Source organism: Vreelandella indica, assembly GCF_037070225.1.
GTDB lineage: Bacteria > Pseudomonadota > Gammaproteobacteria > Pseudomonadales > Halomonadaceae > Vreelandella > Vreelandella arctica.
Map to the genome: position 1 here is coordinate 44,632 of NZ_JBANSO010000014.1, position 18,005 is coordinate 62,636.

Consider the following 18,005-nt stretch of genomic DNA (forward strand, 5'->3'; position numbering starts at 1 on the left):
AATACGGTTTCAATAATTCGGTTTTGAAAATAGGGTTTTGAAAATTGCGCTTTGAAAATAGAGCTTCGAAAACAGTAGCGGGTAAACAGGATGCATTAACTCACGGACAATAGCTGCGGGGCGTTAAATCCATAGCGCGCTAAACCAGCGGTTAAGTTTACCGCGGGTGCCGTGGTCCAACAGCGGCCATCTTGGTGTTCACTGGCGAGCGCATCCACCACCTGAGCCACCCGCCGTGCGATCGCGTCACCAGAATCAATCCAATGCAAAGGCGCTGGAGCAAGCTCGCTTAACCACGGTTTAAGCAACGGAAAATGGGTACAGCCGAGAACCACGGTGTCCAACTTGGGAGACACGGTTGGCGCGGTGACGGCTTGCCATAACGGCGCCAATGCCGACTGCATACGCTCTACGTTGGGCGTGATGCCAGCCAAATAGGCCTCTGCCTCTACCACCAAGGCATCGGCCGCCACGCGGGTAATGACGCAGTCACTGGCAAAGCTATCAATCAAGCGCTGGGTATAGGGCCGCCCCACGGTGGCCTTGGTGGCCAATAAGCCGATGTGACGCGTTTGGCTCAGTGCGGCAGCAGGCTTGATAGCAGGCACGGTGCCTACCACGGGAATCATTAACTGCTGGCGTAGTTGCTCCAACGCCAGCGTACTGGCGGTGTTACAGGCAACCACCAGCACGCTAGGCTGGCAAGCAGCTACCGCGGCTTTACAGACCGACACGATGCGCTCGGTTAGGGCGGAATCTTCGCGCAGCCCATACGGCAGCCAGGCATTATCACAGGCGTAGCACATGGCTACATCGGGGTAGTGTTGGCGCAGCGAATGCGCTACCGACAGACCGCCGACACCGGAATCAAAAATTAATACGGGGCCCTTCATGATTCTCTTCGCATCACTATCCTGCTTCATTCCTCAGCGCCGAGCTGGTCGATGGTTGAACGGTTGCTCACTAAAAACGGGGCTGCCAGTTTAGCATGCCCCGCCTGTTAATTTGTTGCTCGTCGACCCAGGTTAATGCCGTATTGGTGGCTATACCGCAGGTACATCCGCCCCGCGCAGTTCTGCATAGAGTTCAGGGTAGGCTTGTTGCAGGCGTTCTAGCTCCTGTTCGGCGCCAGCAGGAAGCGCTGAACGCAACTCGTCCATATCTTCCTGGCTAAAGTGTTCGTCGATCAGGGGGAACAGGCCCTCGCGTTCGTGACGCAGGTAGGCCCTGTGCGCCTCTAGATAGTCTTTAAGGTCTTCGGCAAAACGATCCATTGGCATGACGTTGTCCATCAGGATCATGTCGATATCGCTGGATAGACGCTGCAAGCGGGGTTTTAACTCACGATACTCACTGGCCATCTTCTCGGTCAGTGCACCGTTGTCGGGCGCTTTAGCCTGTAGTCGCTCAACGCACACCCTTTCCAGCGGGGTAGCAAAACCATCCATGTAGGACAGGATGTAATCGACCACTTCACGCATTAGCTTGAAATTGGGCCGTTCTCCCTGGGCAAGCGTTTTTTGCTTCAGCTGCAGCACATGAAGCATACGGGCCATATTGGCATGATCTAGACGCAGTTGGTTTAGCATGGAGCCGTCTCCTTTATCGTGTCATGCCTGCCGTCACGCTAAGAGCTAACGGCACGCAATCATAGGGGCATAGCAACTAACTAACAGGGGTTATCATTAACAATGCCTCTATGGCGCTATCCTAGCAAGTGCATCTTTCTGTTAGGTTACGCCAAAGGTAGTTCGACAAGCCGCGCTTTACCACAGACACTTGTTGCTAATAAGTAGTTCTACGTGACGAATGACAACGGAAGTTTCCATGGATCTTTTTGATAGCGCCCACGCAGCACCTTCTGAAGACGCCCCACTCGCCTTTCGCATGCGCCCACGCCAGCTGGACGATTACGTAGGCCAGCAGGCGTTAGTGGGGCCAGACAAGCCGCTGCGCCGGATGGCGGAATCAGGCCTCGTGCGTTCGATGATTTTGTGGGGGCCGCCGGGCGTGGGTAAAACCACGCTAGCGGAGCTCTTGGCGCGGGCTTCCGACGCCCATTTAGAGCGCCTTAGCGCGGTGATGGCCGGGGTAAAAGAGATTCGCGCCGTGGTGGAGCGAGCCCAACAAATGTCATCGACGGTGATCCTTTTCCTGGATGAGATTCACCGCCTCAACAAGAGCCAGCAGGATGCCCTGCTTCCCCACGTGGAGTCGGGCCTGCTGACGCTAATTGGCGCCACCACCGAAAACCCCTCGTTCGAGGTCAATTCGGCGCTGCTCTCCCGCGCGCGAGTTTATGTGTTGAAATCACTGACCCAAGAAGAGCTCATCACGGTAATGCGCCAAGCGCTTAACGACGTGGAGCGCGGCCTCGGCAAACGCGATATTGTCGTCGATGATGAAGTGTTGAGCGCGCTAGCCCACGCCAGCGCCGGTGATGCCCGTCGGGCGCTGGGGCTTTTAGAAACGGCATGTGATTTCGCCACCCAGGAAGCGGGCCGCGAAGTGCTCCATAAGGACGTACTGGCGGATGTGATTGGCCACCAGGCCAGTGCCTTCGATAAGCAGGGCGACGCCTACTACGACCTGCTCTCGGCGATTCACAAATCCATTCGTTCATCACGCCCTAATGCCGCGCTGCTGTATATGGCGCGCTTCATGCAGGGTGGCGGCGACCCGCTGGACGTGGTGCGCAGACTGACGGCCATTGCCTCAGAGGATGTCGGCAATGCCGACCCGCGCGCCCTGCCGCTAGTTATTGCCGCCTGGGACGCCTACCTGCGCCTGGGAGATTACGAAGGCCAGCGGGCGATAGCCCATGCAGCCATTCACTTGGCGGTGGCGCCTAAAAGCAACCGCATTGATCGTGCCTGGAGTGAGGCCAAGCAGTATGTAAGCCAGCAACCTCAAGTGGAAGTGCCGACCTATCTGCGCAATGCACCCACCAAGCTGATGGAGCAACTGGGCCATGGTGAAGGATACCGCTATGCCCACAATGAACCCGATGGTTACCCGGCGGGTAGCGCCCACGATTGCTGGCCTGACGAGCTGCCTAAAGCCATTTTCTTTAAGCCGAGCCCTTTCGGTCAAGAGAAACGCTTTAGCGAAATCATGGCATGGCGGGAAAATCGTGACCAAGAAGCAGATCAGGCGCCCTAAGGCGCCTGACGGTTTACTCTCTGGCTTGTGCAGACAACGCTAGCTTGAAGCGCTTTCTTAAAGCTCCTTCTTTCTTAGAGCTCTTCTTAGAGCTCTTCTTAGAGCTCTTCGCGGATCACATCCGTGCCTTCGGGAATTTCGAAGTCAAACATATCCGAGGCGATCTCGCCATTGAGAGTGATATTGCTAAAGGTAATCGCGGTGCGCTGGCCGGTGCTGTCCATCATCCACAGCTCAGTTAGCGTGTCGGCATCGAATACCATACTTAACTCTTCGAACAGCGTATCGGCAGAGATAGGTACCAGGGTAAACACATCTTCCCCCCCGTCCTGCTCGTAAAAGACCTCATAGCTTTCGGTTAAATCGTCCACGCTTCCCGAGAGCAGCAGCGCGGGGGTATGGGTGACGCGATCATCCATTTCCTGAACGGTGACTTGTTCAAGATCAGGGTCATACATGTAGACATCGTCGCCATCGGAAACCACGGTTTGCGAGTACGGCGCTTCGACTTCCCAACGCAGCATACCCGGGCGTGACAACCACATTTCGCCGCGTGCGCTCTGTAGTCGCTCGCCGCTGCCATCGAGAATCTGCTGGTCAAAAGACGCCTGATAACGCTCGAGTGGATCCAGCCGCTCGGTCAAACGCTCGGCTGCATCATCCGCCCATGCGGGGGCACCGAAGGTTAGACCCAAGGCGCTTGCTGCCAATGCCAGGGGTGAAGCACCCAGCGATGAAGTTCGTTTTGATTGCGTATCGCGCATGTGATCTCCCTAGGCAACCGTTGCTAACGAATGATTGCTCAAAACGGTTGCTCAATAATCAAGCAGTGAGGTCGGCGTAACCGTCCATGTGTTGTAAGACGTGAAAAGCGCCGCAGGGTTTCACCAGCGGCGCTATTTTCACGCTTATTGCATAATTGTGGCTTTTTGACCTAGTGGCCCACCGGGGGCGGCGCCAGCACTTCGCGTGCGCCATTAGAGCCCATGGATGTCACCACACCGGCGCCTTCCATGGCTTCTACTAAGCGCGCCGCCCGGTTATAGCCAATTTTAAAGCGCCGCTGAACGGCAGAAATCGACGCTTTACGCGTTTCAGTGACAAACTGGACGGCCTCATCGTAAAGCGCGTCCTGCTCGGCATCGTCGCCATCGCCCCCTTCCGCTTCAAGACCGGTCAAGGCATCCGCGGAGACGCCCCCAGAAAGGATCTCCTCGATATATTCCGGGGCGCCACGGCGCTTCCAGTCATCGACCACCCGGTGTACTTCGTCATCATCCACAAAGGCACCGTGGATGCGGTTAGGCGGCCCGGAACCGGCGGGCAGATAGAGCATATCACCGTGCCCAAGCAGGCTTTCCGCGCCGCCCTGGTCAAGAATGGTGCGCGAATCGATGCGCGATGACACCTGGAAGGCCATTCGCGAAGGAATATTGGCCTTGATCAGACCCGTCACCACATCCACCGAGGGGCGCTGCGTCGCTAGAATCAGATGGATACCGGCGGCACGTGCTTTTTGCGCCAAACGGGCAATCAGCTCTTCGACCTTCTTACCGACGATCATGAACATGTCGGCAAATTCGTCGATCACCACAACGATGTAGGGCAGTTTTTTCAACACGGGGTGCGGTTGATGTACTTCCCAGGGTTGCGGCTCCCAAAGCGGGTCTGCCACTTGCGCACCGGCGCGTTCGGCTTCATCCAAACGGCCATTAAAACCTGCAATATTACGCACCCCCATGGCCGCCATTAGCTTATAGCGGCGCTCCATTTCAGCCACACACCAGCGCAGGCTGTTGGCCGCCTCTTTCATATCGGTGACCACCGGTGCCAGCAAATGGGGAATGCCGTCGTAGACCGACAGCTCCAGCATTTTAGGGTCGACCATGATCAGCTTCAGCTCGCTGGGCTTCGCCTTGAGCAGCATCGAGATCAGCATGGCGTTAACACCCACCGACTTACCCGAACCTGTCGTACCCGCGACCAATAGGTGCGGCATCTTGCCCAGGTTGGCCACCACCGGGCTACCGCCAATATCTTGCCCCAGCGCCATGGTCAGCGGCGAGGTTTCCTGCTGGTAACGGTCAGAGTCGATGACTTCGCGTAGCCGGATCATGGCGCGGTTGGGGTTAGGTATTTCAATGCCTACTGTTGGCCGGCCCGGAATCACCTCGACCACCCGCACGCTCTTGACCATCAAGGAGCGCGCCAAATCTTTGGCAAGGTTGCTGATTTTGGAGACCTTCACGCCCGCCGCGGGCTTGATCTCAAAGCGTGTAATTACCGGCCCAGGCCAGGTATCGACGACTTCCGCCTTAACGCCGTACTCGCGCAGCCGTACTTCGAGCAGCTCCGCCATATCGGCCAGTTGCTCTTCGGTATAGTTCGGCTGATGCGGCTCTGCCGGTGTCAGCAGTTGCAGGCTCGGCACCTCGCCTTCTGGCTCGTCCATGGTTTCAAAGGCAGGCCGTTGACTCTGTAAATGTTCCACGGTCCAAAGCGCTGGGCCTTCATCCGCTTCTGGCGCACTCTCATCGGGGGCGAAGGTAGGCTCACGACGCGCAGTTGGCGTAGGCGTCGTAGGTGATGACTGTCTAGATGATGAATAAGCAGCCCCTGGTACGGTTTCGGCTTGCGGCTCTGCCGGGTACAGCGCTTCGTCGTCCATCTCTTCGTCGTCCCAAACGGGCTCTGGCACGACCTCTGCCACACGCTCAGGTTTACGGGCAGGCTCGGGCTCAAAAACGTGCACGGGGGTCTGCTCCGTAACATCACTACGATGAGTGCTCGTTTCTGCTTTTGCTATTTCATCTGTGTGTGATGGTTCAGCAGAATGCGATGGCTCAGGAGTGTACGCTGGCTCAGCGGTGAGTGATGGCTCACTATGCTGTTTAACAGCGGTTTCATCGTTGACGAAATAGTGCTGGCTGGCGGGCTCGGTCGTCTCTTCCTGGCGCGACGCACGCAATGGGAAAGCACTGGCTTTTTCCTGGGGCGCATCATCAGGCTCAGACGCTACCGCCGACGTGCTTGGTTGTACGAACGCATTTTCCCGCGGCGCAGGCGGCGCTGCGCTTTCAGCCTTTTGTTCCGCTTGATGGGCTGGCGTCACTGGTGATTTGGTCGGCGCTTCTATCGAAGGCTCACCGTCAGGCGCGGGGCTTTTAGCAGGCACATGCTTATTGCTGGAAAACGCGGCCGCTTCCCAAGGAATGGAGGTGTCTGTCGTGTCACGGCTAGGTGCAGAAGCGGCGGCAGCGTCAGTGTCGCCGCTATCCAGCGGCATGGAGAAACCTGGCTCACGCCGTTCACGGCCAGCGGCACTTTTACCGACCGGCTCAGCCGTGGGCTTAACCTCAGCAGGCTGTTTATCTTTCAGTGTTGCGTTTGACTCGGCTGCCTGGTTGGGCTCTGCTTTAGACTTAGGCGTCGGTGCGGGTTTAGCCGCCGCGCGCTGCGCCGCACGCATACGGCGAGCTTGCCGTCGAGCTGATAGCCAACCACCCAAGCGGCAGATCCGCTTACCGAGTTCATCCGCCACCTGTAGCCACGACATACCGCTGAACAGCGGAAAGCCGCTTAAAATGAGCGCAGCCGCTATCAAACCAACCCCGCCACTGCCAACGAGCGGCCTCAATGCGCCGACCAAGCCCTCGCCCAAGATACCGCCAGAGGCGTAGGGCAGCATGCTATCTGGGTGGTAAAAATGCAGCGCCCCGAGCATGGTGGTGCCGAAAATCAGCAACACCAATCCACCTGCGTGTACGGCAATCGCCACCGGATCGAGTTCAAAACGCACCTGGCGAGAGCGAATCAACCACCAGGCGGCAAAACCAAACATGCCCGGCCACCATAAGGCACTGGCACCAAGCAATGAATAAAGAACATCGGCTAACCATGCCCCCACCTGCCCCATCCAGTTGCGCACATCCGTTTCGGCCCCCTGATAAGACCAGCCTGGGTCGGCGGGGTGGTAACTAAACAGTGCTAATAATAAAAATACACACAATGCGAGCAGTATCACCACGACACCTTCGCGCACAGAGCCTTGTAAGCGCAGGCCAAAACGGCGAGCCTTATCTTTTGCAGCGTTAACACGCGCAGAAGAAGCCGATGCTGGTGTTTGACGCGCGCTACGCTGCGTTCGCTTGTTAACTGCTTTATTCACTTTCAAGCGACTCTCCCTTTACACCTAAATGGCGTCTTTAATCCACTTGCGAGTTTGCATGATACCGAGCATCCTTCCGCCGTCACAGAGCCTCTTGCTAAGCATTCAGCAGAAGAACGTTGTAAAGAACACATGTCGTACAAGAATCTATGCCGTACACGAACGTTCGTCGTTCACGACCCTAGCAATAGGAGCACTTAATGCTGCCTTGGCTTTCCTCGCCATACCCTAATTTTCCCGCCATATCGACGGCCCTCGATTCACCCAACGGGCTGCTGGCGGCCGGTGGGCAGCTTTCACCCATTTGGCTAGTAGACGCTTACCGGCAGGGAATATTTCCATGGTTTAGCGATGACGACCCCATTTTGTGGTGGAGCCCAGACCCGCGCATGATACTCCTACCCGAGCAATTTAAGCAGCGCCGGAGCCTCACCAAACGGTTGCGCCATGGTGGCTTCCATATCACCCTGGATCAACACTTCGATCAGGTTATTCACGCCTGTGCCGCTCCGCGAGACGAATTAGGCGGCACCTGGATCACCAACGAGATGCGTGCCGCCTACGGTCAGCTACATGCCCTCGGCATTGCCCATAGTATTGAAGTCCACCAAGGCGGCCAGTTAGTGGGCGGCCTGTACGGCATTGCCATGGGGCCAATGTTTTTTGGCGAATCCATGTTTTCCCGCACACCTGATGCTTCTAAAGTCGCCCTCGCCCATCTAGCGAGAGCCATGCGCGAGCATGACGGTAAGCTGATCGACTGCCAAATGCACACGCCTCACTTGGCCAGCCTGGGCGCTATTACAGTCGCTCGCGAAGCATTCATCAACTATCTTAATAACTGGTTACCCAGTAAGGCGTTTACGTTACCCTCATCACCCGATGAGACGCCGATCGTTCCTCCATCGCCGTGGCTAAAAGCAATTGCCACCGAGGCTAACGTATAAGAGATGAACCCATTATGCTTCACCCAGGAGGCAAGCCGTGAGTAGTAACACTCCGCGTCGCCCGGTGCGGGATTTACGCTTCTTCCTTACCGTTCCTCATGCCTGCAGCTATCTGCCAGGCAAAGAAGCGACAACGCTATTTCTCGACCCGCAGGAGTCACCCGTGCCTGGGGTCTATGACTCACTGGCACTGCTTGGGTTTCGACGTAGCGGGCGCCATCTTTACCGCCCCCACTGCGAAGGCTGCAACGCCTGTCGGTCGGTACGCATTCCGGTTGAAACATTCGAGCCTAATCGCACACAGCGAAAAATTTGGCGGCGTAATGCAGATCTTACCATTCGCGTCATGCCCGCTTACTATGCTTCAAGCCACTATGACTTGTATGCGGATTATATTCGTCAACGTCACGCTGACGGCGATATGTTTCCACCCAGCCGGGAGCAGTACCGTACCTTCCTCACCCTTGATGAGCCCTACGCCCATCTCATGGAGATATATCTCCATGACGAGCTGATCGGTGTCACCGCCTTTGATCAACTGGAGCATGGCCTCTCGGCCATTTACACCTTTTTTGCCGTGAGCGAAGCGCTGGATAAGCGCTCATTAGGCACTTTTGCTATTCTTCAGCTGATTGAGCTCAGCCGAGAAAAAGCGCTCCCACACCTATATTTAGGGTATTGGATCGAAGAGTGCCGTAAGATGCGCTACAAACAGGCTTTTGCACCGCTGGAAATACTCGATGGGCGCCACTGGCGGCAGTTAATCCGCTAAACGAGTAAGCTTTTTTGCCTTGACGGCAGGCTTACGGCACAATATAGCGCTGTTTCTTGAGCGCCTGCCTAACGGCACTCAAATGCTGACTGATTGTAACACTACTAACTCATAAGTGAGGAAATGCCTATATGGCACGCGAAGATCATATTGAAATGGAAGGCGTTATCGTCGATACCCTTCCGAATACCATGTTTCGTGTTGAGCTGGAGAACGGCCACGTTGTAACCGCTCACATCTCTGGCAAGATGCGCAAAAACTACATCCGCATTCTGACCGGCGACAAGGTAAAAGTAGAGCTAACACCTTACGATCTTTCTAAAGGCCGTATCGTTTACCGTTCGCGCTAAGTCGTTACAGCGTTAACGCGTTCGGCTAGCCCCCTCCCGCCAGGCCGTTCAGTGTCAATGGCTGTTCATTAAAAACGACAACGCCCCGTCAATGACAGGGCGCTGCGTTTTAGGCATGACTAGTGCTTGAATGTCAAGCTGTAGCGCTGCTTAGCGCCCTTTTCAGGGCGCATCAGCCATTTCAGTCTCGGTGGAAAGGTGTAATTCGCCCTCCTCCAGGCTTACATGCACAATGCCACCCTGATCCGCCAGCTCGCCAAACAGAATCATCTCGGCTAATGGCTTCTTAAGCTTCTCTTGGATGAGACGCGCCATGGGGCGTGCGCCCATATCCGGATCATAGCCTTTGTCGGCCAGCCAATCCCTCGCCATGTCGTCTACATCCAGCTGCACACGCTTCTCATCCAACTGCGCCTGCAGTTCGATCAAGAACTTGTCGACCACGTTGCGGACAACGGAAACCGGCAGCGCGTGGAACTGTATAATGCCATCCAGGCGGTTGCGGAACTCAGGCGAGAATGTACGCCGGATGACTTCCATCGCATCGGTCGAGTGATCTTGGTGCTGGAAACCAATCGAACGGCGCGACGCCTGCTCAGCCCCGGCGTTGGACGTCATGATGACGATCACATGGCGGAAGTCGGCTTCGCGACCGTTGTTATCCGTCAAGCGGCCGTGATCCATCACCTGCAACAGCAGGTTAAAGACTTCCGGGTGCGCTTTCTCGATCTCATCCAGCAGCAACACGCAGTGAGGCTGTTTGGTAACCGCTTCGGTTAACAAGCCGCCCTGGTCATAGCCGACATAACCGGGAGGCGCACCGATAAGACGCGATACGGTGTGACGCTCCATGTACTCGGACATATCGAAGCGCACCAGCTCGATACCCATGATATGGGCGAGCTGCTTGGCTACTTCGGTTTTACCCACCCCAGTAGGACCAGCAAATAGGAAGCTACCCACCGGTTTGTCAGGCGATTTAAGCCCCGCACGGGACAGTTTGATGGCCGCAGAGAGGCTATCGATCGCTTCATCCTGCCCAAAGACCAGCATTTTCAGGTCACGATCAAGCTTTTCAAGCAGCTTGCGGTCGGAGCTTGAAACGCTCTTCGGCGGGATCCGTGCAATGGAGGCGACGACGGCTTCCACTTGCTCCACGTCGATGGTTTTAGCTCGAACTTCCGGTGGCAGTAGCCGCTGATGCGCCCCCGCCTCGTCAATGACATCAATCGCCTTGTCAGGCAGGAAGCGATCATTGATGTAGCGATCCGCCAGCCGCGCGGCACTTTCTAAGGCACCGTCGGTGTACTTGAGCTCATGGTGCTCTTCAAAGCGTGAACGCAGCCCCTTGAGGATCTTGATGGTGTCATCAACAGAGGGCGCCAGCACGTCGACTTTCTGGAAACGACGCGCCAAGGCACGATCTTTCTCAAAGATGCCCCGGAACTCTTGAAAAGTAGTGGAACCAATGCAGCGCAGCTCACCCGAAGAGAGCAGCGGCTTGAGCAGGTTTGATGCATCCATCACACCACCGGAGGCGGCGCCCGCACCGATGACGGTATGAATTTCATCAATGAAAAGCACGGCGTTAGGCTGTTTACGAAGCTCACCCAGCAAGCCCTTGAGGCGCTTTTCAAAATCCCCGCGGTATTTCGTACCGGCAAGCAGTGCACCCATATCCAGCGAGTAAACCACCGCATCGGCAATCACGTCGGGTACATCTTCTTCCACAATGCGCTTGGCCAAGCCTTCGGCAATCGCGGTTTTACCCACACCCGCCTCACCGACCAAGAGCGGATTGTTTTTGCGACGACGCGCCAGGATTTGTACGACGCGCTCCAACTCGTGATCACGACCGATCAACGGATCGATTTTGCCGAGCCGCGCCTGCTCATTCAGATTGGTGGCGTAGCCAGTAAGCGGGTGTGCAGCGCCTTCGCTACTGCCTTCTTCCGCATCTTCACTTTCTGATGAAGAGGGTGACGGGGACGGCCCGTGGCCAGCTACTTTAGAGATACCATGCGCAATATAATTCACCGCATCAACGCGGGCCACGCTTTGCTGCTTAAGGAAGTAAACCGCTTGGCTCTCCTGCTCGGAGAAAATAGCCACCAGCACGTTCGCGCCGGAAACTTCACTTTTACCAGATGACTGAACGTGGAAAACCGCACGCTGTAAAACGCGTTGAAAACCGAGCGTGGGCTGTGTTTCGCGATCACCCTGACCCTCTGGGATCAGCGGGGTGGTCGAGTTGATAAAATCCTGCAGATCGGACCGCAGCTTATCGAGGTTAGCCCCGCACGCCTTCAGTACGTCTACCGCTGAGGCATTATCCAGCAACGCTAGCAGCAGGTGCTCAACGGTCATGAACTCGTGGCGCTTGGAACGCGCGACGGTAAAGGCCGTGTTCAGGGTCATTTCAAGTTCTTTGCTCAGCATGGCAGTCCCCTTTTCGCTACTACCTAGGGCGTATCGCCACCTAGGGCTTGCGTCGGATCAGTTTAATCGACCGGCTCTCTCAACATCGGGTACAAATGGCACGGTTGCAAGCCTCTCCGCCAATTATTTCTCAACGCTTTTAATTGGCGGCCTCAATATCGCTTATCAACGGATGCTCGCACTCACGGGCGTACTCGTTTACCTGATAGCTTTTGGTTTCCGCTATATCACGGGTAAACACGCCGCAAGTGGCCTTACCCTGGGTATGAACCGCGAGCATCACCTGAACGGCGGTCTCGCTATCCATGTTGAAAAAGCCTTGCAGTACTTCAATGACGAATTCCATCGGCGTGTAGTCGTCGTTATGAAGCACCACCTTATAAAGTGGCGGTTGCGCCAGCGCTGGCTCTGCTGGCTGCACCGCTATATCGCCATCTTCATCGGGCATATTTGGGCGCGTCATTCCCGCATACACGGGAAGATCGACCAAGTATGAGCTCTCTAGGTTGGACATAAGCAGCACGATTATTTGTCTCAAGACTGACCGATAGAAGCATCGCTACGTTTTACTATAGCTAATTCACAGCAATGGCGAATTCACTAGTACATAAGACGCTAACGATCAGCAAGGGTTCATGGAAAAATTAAAATATCACAGGATGCATTAGCGAAGGCAATGCAAAACCCCCGCACGCCAAGCGGACGGGGGTTAGGCTTAATCGAAGACGGAGCGATTAGCCCTTGGCGACGATGGTCAACGTCTCATTGAGGGTTTGGCTGGGACGCATTACTTTGTCTGTCAGCGCGTGGTCAGGATGGTAGTAGCCACCAATATCGGTAGGCTGACCCTGCACACTATTGAGCTCATCGACAATCGTCGCTTCTTTGGCCGTCAGTGCTTCGGTTAAGCGACCGAACAGCTCTTTCATCTCGGTATCGTCATTCTGTTCAGCCAACGCTTCTGCCCAGTATAGCGCTAAATAGAAGTGACTACCGCGATTGTCGAGCTCACCCACTTTGCGCGAAGGCGATTTGTTGCTGTCCAGGAACTTACCGTTAGCCTGGTCGAGCGCTTTGGCTAACATTTTCGCACGTGCGTTATCGAAGGTACTGCCCAGGTGCTCAAGCGAGGCGGCCAAGGCCAGGAATTCACCCAGCGAATCCCAACGCAGGTGGTTCTCTTCCAACAGCTGTTGAACGTGCTTGGGTGCAGAGCCACCCGCGCCGGTCTCGAACAGGCCACCGCCGTTCATTAACGGTACGATCGACAGCATCTTGGCGCTGGTGCCCAGCTCCATGATCGGGAACAGGTCGGTCAGGTAATCGCGCAGTACGTTACCGGTGACGGAGATGGTGTCTTCACCTTTGCGAATCCGCTCAAGCGAGAAGCGCATCGCCTCTTCTGGCGCCATAATACGAATATCCAGGCCAGTGGTATCGTGCTCTTTCAGGTAGCTTTCTACTTTCTTGATCAACTGGGCATCGTGGGCGCGCTGGGCGTCCAGCCAGAAGATAGCGGGAGTGCTGCTTTCGCGGGCACGGTTCACCGCCAGCTTCACCCAGTCGCGAATCGGGGCATCTTTGGTCTGGCACATACGCCAGATGTCGCCCTGCTCAACGCGGTGCTCAAGCACTACTTTGCCGTCGGTGTCGGTGACGCGCACGGTGCCGTCGCTAGGAATCTGGAAGGTCTTGTCGTGAGAGCCGTACTCTTCGGCTTTCTGTGCCATTAAGCCAACGTTGGGTACGCTGCCCATGGTGGTCGGATCAAAAGCGCCGTGCTGCTTGCAGTCTTCGATCACGGTTTGGTAGATGCCGGCGTAGCAACGATCCGGAATCACCGCTTTGACGTCGTGCAGTTGGTCATCGGCGCCCCACATCTTGCCTGAGTCACGAATCATGGCCGGCATGGAAGCATCAATGATCACGTCGCTGGGCACGTGCAGGTTGGTGATACCTTTATGCGAGTTCACCATCGCCAGACGCGGGCGTTCGGCATACAGCGCCTGGATTTCACTTTCAATCTCGCTTTGACGCTGTTCAGGCAGCGACTTAATCGCCGAGTAGAGATCGCCAATACCGTTATTGGGATCAAAACCCGCCTGCTTGAGCTCATCCGCGTGCTTGCTCAGCACGTCCTGATAAAATTCGCTGACCACCATGCCGAACATAATCGGGTCAGAGACCTTCATCATGGTCGCTTTAAGATGTAGCGAGAACAGTACGTCTTTGGCTTTGGCGTCGGCCACTTCTTCCGCCACGAAACGACGTAGCGCATTACGGCTCATCACCGCACCATCAACGACTTCGTTTTCGAGGACTGACGTTTTCTGCTTGAGTACGTTAGTGCTTCCGTCGTTAGCGACCAGTTCAATTTTGAGGTCTGTGGCTTTTTCAATCAGCGCCGACTTCTCACTGTCGTAAAAATCGCCTTCACTCATGTGAGCCACGTGGGACTTGGAGTCACTGCTCCACTCGCCCATGCGGTGCGGGTATTTACGCGCGTAATTTTTGACTGACAGCGGTGCGCGGCGGTCAGAGTTACCTTCACGCAATACCGGGTTAACGGCACTGCCTTTGGTTTTGTCGTAGCGCGCTTGGATGTCTTTCTCTTCGTCAGACTGGGGGGCTTCCGGGTAATCAGGGAGCTTGTAGCCCTGCTGCTGCAGCTCTTTAATCACCGCCTTCAACTGCGGTAGCGAAGCACTGATATTGGGCAACTTGATGATATTAGCTTCTGGGGTCTTGGTCAGTTCGCCAAGCTCGGCCAGGTGATCGCCGATCTGTTGCTCTTCGCTCAGGTAATCAGGAAACTGAGAGATAATCCGAGCGGCCAGCGAAATATCGCGCGTCTCTACCTGAATACCTGCAGAATCGGTAAAGGCATCGATAATCGGCAACAGGGAGTACGTCGCGAGCGCGGGGGCTTCGTCGGTGAGCGTATAGATGATCTTCGGCGTTTTGGTCATTTTTGCGTTAACCTCTCTTGTCACTACGATTGCAAGAAATCTTAGGCGGAGCGCGAATTCACTAATGGCCGGGTCTCTAGCCTGTTTGTCACGATGACGCCCCCAGCGCGCCCCAGCAGCTAGGCCGGAGTATACCAGCGCTGCCCGCCGCGCGCATTGTCGACATGTTCCGTCCCGAGTGTGCAAAGGAAGTAAAAAGAGTAACGAGATGTCATGAGCCACCTCTATTTATTGCATAAGCCGTTTCAAGTATTAAGCCAGTTCAGCGACCGCGAAGGACGCCAAACACTGGCTCAATATATTGATGTCAAAGACATTTACCCCGCTGGGCGGCTTGACTACGACTCTGAAGGCCTGCTGCTGCTCAGCGACGACGGCGAGTTGATTCATCGCATCTCTCATCCACGCCACAAACAGCCCAAAACCTACTGGGCGCAGGTCGAAGGGCAAATAGATGACACGGCCCTCAAGGCGCTGCGTCAGGGCATTACCCTTAAAGATGGGCCGACCCAGCCAGCCAAAGCTCGCCGGATGGAACCTCCCACCACCGCCTTGCGCCAATCACCTATCGACCCCAAGCGCCACCCATCGACTAGCTGGCTGGAGCTAACCATTAGCGAAGGGCGTAATCGCCAAGTCCGCCGCATGACTGCTCACGTAGGCTTTCCCACGCTGCGCTTGATTCGCACCTCCATTGGGCCCTGGACATTGGAAGGATTAGCGCCAGGCGAGTGGCGTAAAGAGACCCTACACGCGCCCCGACCGGCGAAAACAGCTGCAAACAAGCGAACAGCCCAGAAACAAGACCAGCGAGCGCGACCCGCCGCTAAACGCAGGAAGCCATCATGAGCCTTATTCACAGCACGGCGGCCTGTGTTATACAGCGAGGCGAGCATTTCTTAATGGTGGAAGAGCAGCGCGGCGGGCCGCATAGCGTATTCAACCAGCCCGCCGGACATATCGAGCCCGGTGAGGGGCCCATCACAGCCATTCTGCGCGAGGTACAGGAAGAGACCGCCTGGCGCGTGTCGCTTACCGGTTATCTTGGGCTATATATTTTTCATACCGATGACGGGCGAACGTTTCATAGCCACGGTTTTATTGCCGCGCCTCTGCATCAGCTCGACCTCGCCCTGGACCCTGACATTACCGCCACCCATTGGCTAACGCTGGAACAAATACGCGCCTTGGAACAGCAGTCACGCCTTCGCAGCCCACTGGTACTCAAACGTATTGAAGATGCACTCAGCGGGCCGTGTTACCCGCTGGCGGTGATTCGCGAGTGAAGCACTCGAAGCAGTCACTCCCCATCGTGTATAATCCTCGCCCAATTGCGCATTGCATATTTGCACCCTACTTCAACTGAGGATGCCCATGTCATCCACTGACCCAACTACACCAAGCTCATCCACTACTGTGTCATCCGCCACAGCCGTTAATGGAAAAGTGATTGTCGGTATGTCCGGCGGCGTTGACTCGTCCGTTTCTGCCCTTCTTCTCATGCAGCAAGGCTATGAGGTAGAAGGCCTGTTTATGAAGAACTGGGATGAAGACGACGGCACTGAATACTGCACGGCCAAAGAGGATCTCGCCGACGCCGAGGCTGTCTGCGAAAAGCTGGGTATTAAGCTGCATACCGCTAATTTTGCCGCCGAGTACTGGGATAACGTATTTGAGCACTTTTTAGCCGAATACAAAGCGGGCCGCACGCCCAACCCGGATATTCTGTGTAACCGGGAAATCAAGTTTAAGGTGTTTCTTGAGTACGCCGAAATGCTCGGGGCCGACAAAATCGCTACCGGCCACTATGTTCGCCAAGGCGTTCGTGAAGGCAGACCGCGCCTATTGAAAGGGCTCGACGGTAATAAAGACCAAAGCTATTTCCTGCATGCGGTGCCGGAAGCCGCCATTGCCCGCACCCTGTTCCCCGTGGGCGAACTGGAAAAGCCCGCCGTGCGTGCGCTGGCAGAAGAGCATGGACTGATTACCGCCAAGAAAAAAGATTCTACCGGTATCTGCTTTATCGGCGAGCGGCGCTTTCGCGACTTCCTTCAGCAGTATCTACCCGCCCAGCCTGGCACCATTGAAACGCCGGATGGCGATGTCATCGGCAAACATATGGGGCTGATGTACTACACCCTTGGCCAGCGCCAGGGGCTAGGCATTGGTGGGCTTGCCAACTACTCAGAAGAGCCCTGGTACGTGGCGGCGAAAGACTTGGATCGCAACGTACTGATCGCGGTGCAGGGTAAGCACGATCAACTGCTTTACTCCGACACCTTGGCCACCGAGTCGATGGACTGGGTGGCAGGCGAGCCGCCGGTTCAGCAGGGCCGCTTTACCGCCAAAACGCGTTACCGGCAAAGTGACTGCGGCTGTGAAATACGCGTACTGCCCGACGGCGGCGTAGAGGTCACCTTCGATGATCCGCAGTGGGCGGTCACGCCTGGCCAGTCGCTGGTGCTTTACGATGGCGACATTTGCTTGGGCGGCGGCGTTATTCGTGCCACCTGGAAGAAAGCCGCGGAGGCTGCTGCATGAACCCCACTACGCCGATTCATCGCGCGCCTGATTCCCCCGCAGCTCGCCAAGCGCTGGCGCTGGCCGGTGTGTTTCAAGCCGCCAGTCTGGTGGACGAACTCGCCCGCACCGGTCAGGTAGACCCGCGCGCCTGGGAAACGTTGATTGAAGCCACCGTGGATACCAATCCGGCAAGCTTCGAAGCCATCTATGGCGGCCACCCCAACAACTTGCGCCGCGGCCTGGACACGCTGGAAGCTCTGGTAGGTCGCAAGCAGGCGAACCCGGTGGTACTGCGTTACGGTTTTTCACTGCTCATGCTGATGAATAAGCTGCGCACCAATACCGGCATGATGGACTCCCTGGGCCAAAAGCTTACCCGTATCCAGGGTCAGGCCGAGCACTTCGGTCCCACCCATGAAAACGTGGTCGCCAGCCTAGGGGAGGCGTACCAAGAGACGATCTCCACCTTTAAAACCCGCATTGTGGTGCAAGGCGACCCATCCCTGCTGCAAAGCCGCATGATGCCTGAACGCGTTCGCGCCTGCTTAATGGCCGGCATTCGCTTTGGACTACTGTGGCACCAGCAAGGCGGTCGGCGCTGGAAGCTCGTGTTTCAGCGCAAAGCGCTACGCCGTGCACTGGACAGCCTCAACTAGTCCGCCGATCTATTTGACC

15 protein-coding genes are annotated in these 18,005 nt (G+C 56.1%); 8 read left to right on the forward strand and 7 right to left on the reverse strand.

Features of this window, described 5'->3' with window-relative positions; all coding sequences use genetic code 11:
• Positions 1-95: 95 nt before the first annotated feature.
• Together murI and V8L71_RS11320 are read right to left on the reverse strand one after the other, a co-directional pair.
• Positions 96-893, reverse strand: coding sequence for a glutamate racemase (gene murI / locus V8L71_RS11315; RefSeq protein ID WP_101146110.1), 798 nt, complete (start codon positions 891-893; stop codon positions 96-98).
• Between the two features lie 150 nt (positions 894-1,043).
• Entirely contained in the window at positions 1,044-1,589 is a 546-nt protein-coding gene (locus tag V8L71_RS11320; RefSeq protein WP_101146109.1) for a hemerythrin domain-containing protein, read from the reverse strand.
• A 238-nt stretch (positions 1,590-1,827) separates the two neighbouring features.
• Between V8L71_RS11320 and V8L71_RS11325 the strand changes: the two genes are divergently transcribed.
• Complete coding sequence (locus V8L71_RS11325) at positions 1,828-3,162, forward strand: replication-associated recombination protein A (protein WP_101146108.1); 1,335 nt, start codon at positions 1,828-1,830, stop codon at positions 3,160-3,162.
• A gap of 98 nt (positions 3,163-3,260) precedes the next feature.
• Here V8L71_RS11325 and lolA read toward each other — a convergent pair whose 3' ends face one another.
• Both lolA and V8L71_RS11335 read right to left on the reverse strand, forming a co-directional pair.
• A complete protein-coding gene (gene lolA / locus V8L71_RS11330; protein ID WP_101146107.1) occupies positions 3,261-3,926 on the reverse strand; it encodes an outer membrane lipoprotein periplasmic chaperone LolA in 666 nt (221 codons plus the stop codon).
• 170 nt (positions 3,927-4,096) lie between these two features.
• Positions 4,097-7,336 (reverse strand): DNA translocase FtsK, encoded by a 3,240-nt coding sequence (locus tag V8L71_RS11335; RefSeq protein WP_101146106.1) that lies wholly within the window; start codon positions 7,334-7,336, stop codon positions 4,097-4,099.
• Positions 7,337-7,530: 194 nt separating this feature from the next.
• Here V8L71_RS11335 and aat point away from each other — a divergent pair, with 194 nt between their 5' ends.
• The 3 genes from aat to infA all read left to right on the forward strand — a co-directional run bounded on the left by aat (position 7,531) and on the right by infA (position 9,399).
• Positions 7,531-8,277, forward strand: coding sequence for a leucyl/phenylalanyl-tRNA--protein transferase (gene aat / locus V8L71_RS11340; RefSeq protein ID WP_101146105.1), 747 nt, complete (start codon positions 7,531-7,533; stop codon positions 8,275-8,277).
• A 37-nt stretch (positions 8,278-8,314) separates the two neighbouring features.
• On the forward strand, positions 8,315-9,049 hold the full coding sequence (locus tag V8L71_RS11345; RefSeq protein WP_101146104.1) for an arginyltransferase: 735 nt from the start codon (positions 8,315-8,317) through the stop codon (positions 9,047-9,049).
• Positions 9,050-9,180: 131 nt separating this feature from the next.
• Complete coding sequence (gene infA / locus V8L71_RS11350) at positions 9,181-9,399, forward strand: translation initiation factor IF-1 (protein WP_007111068.1); 219 nt, start codon at positions 9,181-9,183, stop codon at positions 9,397-9,399.
• Positions 9,400-9,561: 162 nt separating this feature from the next.
• Here the strand turns inward: infA and clpA are convergent, their stop codons facing one another.
• The 3 genes from clpA to V8L71_RS11365 form a co-directional block, all read right to left on the reverse strand.
• Positions 9,562-11,838: an ATP-dependent Clp protease ATP-binding subunit ClpA gene (gene clpA, locus V8L71_RS11355; RefSeq protein ID WP_101146103.1), complete on the reverse strand. Its 2,277-nt coding sequence runs from the start codon at positions 11,836-11,838 to the stop codon at positions 9,562-9,564.
• Positions 11,839-11,977: 139 nt separating this feature from the next.
• Complete coding sequence (gene clpS / locus V8L71_RS11360; RefSeq protein ID WP_008958433.1) at positions 11,978-12,286, reverse strand: ATP-dependent Clp protease adapter ClpS; 309 nt, start codon at positions 12,284-12,286, stop codon at positions 11,978-11,980.
• 286 nt (positions 12,287-12,572) lie between these two features.
• Positions 12,573-14,807, reverse strand: a complete 2,235-nt coding sequence (locus V8L71_RS11365) for an NADP-dependent isocitrate dehydrogenase (protein WP_101146102.1) — start codon at positions 14,805-14,807, stop codon at positions 12,573-12,575.
• 213 nt (positions 14,808-15,020) lie between these two features.
• Between V8L71_RS11365 and V8L71_RS11370 the strand changes: the two genes are divergently transcribed.
• The 4 genes from V8L71_RS11370 to hflD all read left to right on the forward strand — a co-directional run bounded on the left by V8L71_RS11370 (position 15,021) and on the right by hflD (position 17,986).
• On the forward strand, positions 15,021-15,656 hold the full coding sequence (locus V8L71_RS11370) for a pseudouridine synthase (RefSeq protein WP_101146101.1): 636 nt from the start codon (positions 15,021-15,023) through the stop codon (positions 15,654-15,656).
• Positions 15,653-16,093, forward strand: a complete 441-nt coding sequence (locus V8L71_RS11375) for an NUDIX domain-containing protein (RefSeq protein ID WP_101146100.1) — start codon at positions 15,653-15,655, stop codon at positions 16,091-16,093. Before V8L71_RS11370 ends, V8L71_RS11375 begins: the two co-directional genes overlap by 4 nt.
• An 88-nt stretch (positions 16,094-16,181) precedes the next feature.
• The gene (mnmA, locus tag V8L71_RS11380) at positions 16,182-17,348 is read left to right on the forward strand and encodes a tRNA 2-thiouridine(34) synthase MnmA (protein WP_431313178.1); all 1,167 of its coding nucleotides are present in this window, start codon (positions 16,182-16,184) and stop codon (positions 17,346-17,348) included.
• Complete coding sequence (gene hflD / locus V8L71_RS11385; RefSeq protein ID WP_008958438.1) at positions 17,345-17,986, forward strand: high frequency lysogenization protein HflD; 642 nt, start codon at positions 17,345-17,347, stop codon at positions 17,984-17,986. Before mnmA ends, hflD begins: the two co-directional genes overlap by 4 nt.
• Positions 17,987-18,005: the final 19 nt, after the last annotated feature.

Coding starts and splice junctions, on each gene's coding strand:
- hflD (WP_008958438.1), top strand. CDS start 17,345: ATGAACCCCACTACGCCGATTCATCGCGCGCCTGATTCCCCCGCAGCT.
- V8L71_RS11375 (WP_101146100.1), top strand. CDS start 15,653: ATGAGCCTTATTCACAGCACGGCGGCCTGTGTTATACAGCGAGGCGAG.
- infA (WP_007111068.1), top strand. CDS start 9,181: ATGGCACGCGAAGATCATATTGAAATGGAAGGCGTTATCGTCGATACC.
- clpS (WP_008958433.1), bottom strand. CDS start 12,286: ATGCCCGATGAAGATGGCGATATAGCGGTGCAGCCAGCAGAGCCAGCG.
- clpA (WP_101146103.1), bottom strand. CDS start 11,838: ATGCTGAGCAAAGAACTTGAAATGACCCTGAACACGGCCTTTACCGTC.
- V8L71_RS11365 (WP_101146102.1), bottom strand. CDS start 14,807: ATGACCAAAACGCCGAAGATCATCTATACGCTCACCGACGAAGCCCCC.
- V8L71_RS11370 (WP_101146101.1), top strand. CDS start 15,021: ATGAGCCACCTCTATTTATTGCATAAGCCGTTTCAAGTATTAAGCCAG.
- V8L71_RS11320 (WP_101146109.1), bottom strand. CDS start 1,589: ATGCTAAACCAACTGCGTCTAGATCATGCCAATATGGCCCGTATGCTT.
- lolA (WP_101146107.1), bottom strand. CDS start 3,926: ATGCGCGATACGCAATCAAAACGAACTTCATCGCTGGGTGCTTCACCC.
- V8L71_RS11325 (WP_101146108.1), top strand. CDS start 1,828: ATGGATCTTTTTGATAGCGCCCACGCAGCACCTTCTGAAGACGCCCCA.
- aat (WP_101146105.1), top strand. CDS start 7,531: ATGCTGCCTTGGCTTTCCTCGCCATACCCTAATTTTCCCGCCATATCG.
- mnmA (WP_431313178.1), top strand. CDS start 16,182: ATGTCATCCACTGACCCAACTACACCAAGCTCATCCACTACTGTGTCA.
- murI (WP_101146110.1), bottom strand. CDS start 893: ATGAAGGGCCCCGTATTAATTTTTGATTCCGGTGTCGGCGGTCTGTCG.